The 1,296-nt window shown below is 44.6% G+C and carries 2 protein-coding genes; both read right to left on the bottom strand.

The features are described from left to right. Window positions 1-751 (bottom strand): IS3 family transposase (locus AC6CIF_RS31815; protein ID WP_498202753.1); only part of this gene is annotated, 751 nt, incomplete at its 3' end. A 41-nt stretch (window positions 752-792) separates the two neighbouring features. Then, window positions 793-1,296 (bottom strand): helix-turn-helix domain-containing protein (locus AC6CIF_RS31810; protein ID WP_498202752.1); only part of this gene is annotated, 504 nt, incomplete at its 5' end.

Genomic DNA, 1,296 nt, shown 5'->3' with positions numbered 1-1,296 from the left:
TTCTTACGCTACGAAGGAGACTGTCATACGTATCGTACTTCTCCAGATAAAAGCTTTCTGCTTTAAAGGTACCCCAGAATCGTTCAATGGGTTGGTTGTCCAAACACCGGCTTACACGAGACATACTTTTTGTAAACTTGTATCTCTTTTGAAGTTGTTTGTATTCCAGCGAAGTATATTGAAAGCCGCGATCACTGTGCAAGAGCGGCGTAGCATTCGGGTTTCTTTTATAAGCTTTCTTTACCGTGTTCATGACAAGCTCATTGTTATTGGAGTGGCTGAGCACCCATGAAACAATAGAGTTGTCATAACCGTCGATAATGGCACTCAGATAGGCCTTACGGCCATTTCCGTATTTTAACTCTGTTACATCGGTGCACCACTTTTGGTTGGCGACCTCCGCTTGGAATTTTCGGTTCATGACATTCTCAGCGATATGAAGGGTTGGAGCTTTCACGTAATTGGGCCGCTTTTTGCGAATCACTGCCTTTAATTCAAGGGCTCGCATGATGCGGTAATACCGTTTACGGTTGTACCTTTTTTTAAGCTTACGATTCAACTGAGTACGCATTTGGCGATAACCGAGTATCCCGTTTCGTTTGTCATAGCGAAGTTTGACTTCCTTGGCTAGTGCAAGGTTTTCAAGTTCCCTGTCGGATGGCATCCATTTCAGCCACTTATAATAGGCAGATCGGGCGATTCCTGCTAGCTCACAGAGCTTGGTGACCGCATACCCTTTCTCGGCATGCAGCTCTGTAATCGCTTGATAGATGTCTGCATGTCGAACAAAGGTTAACGTGTATTTCTTCGCCGGATCTCTGCCAACTTTTTTGCGAGTGCATTCTCCATTTCTAAATGCTCATTTCGTGCCTCGAGTTCCTTGATCCGAAGCTTTAGCCGTTCCTGTTCGTCTAGCTCTTCTAGCGGCTTTTTACGACCTCGGAGGTCTTTTAAAGCTTCATGACCACTCGCTTGATATTTACGAACCCATGCGTACACTTGCTGGTAAGAGACACCGTACTTGTCGATGGCTTTCTGGTAATCTAAATCATGGGCGATGGCGAATTGTACAATTTCAATACGTTCCTCGTAAGTCGTTTTCCGTCCTTTATTCATATGAGGGGATCCAATCCTTTTCCGAGTTGGTTTCATTTTCACCCCTTCAGTATACTTGGAAATCCAGCTCTCTAACACAGATTTACTCGAAATATGGTACTTTTTCACCACCGCTCGTACAGAGTATTCGCCAGAGCGTACATCTTGAATGGCAGATAGCTTTAGCTCCTTGGAGTAAGA

The organism is Paenibacillus sp. GQ49, assembly GCF_059759055.1.
Note: the sequence above shows the minus strand (reverse complement) of the source record. Positions and strands in the feature narration are given on the sequence as shown.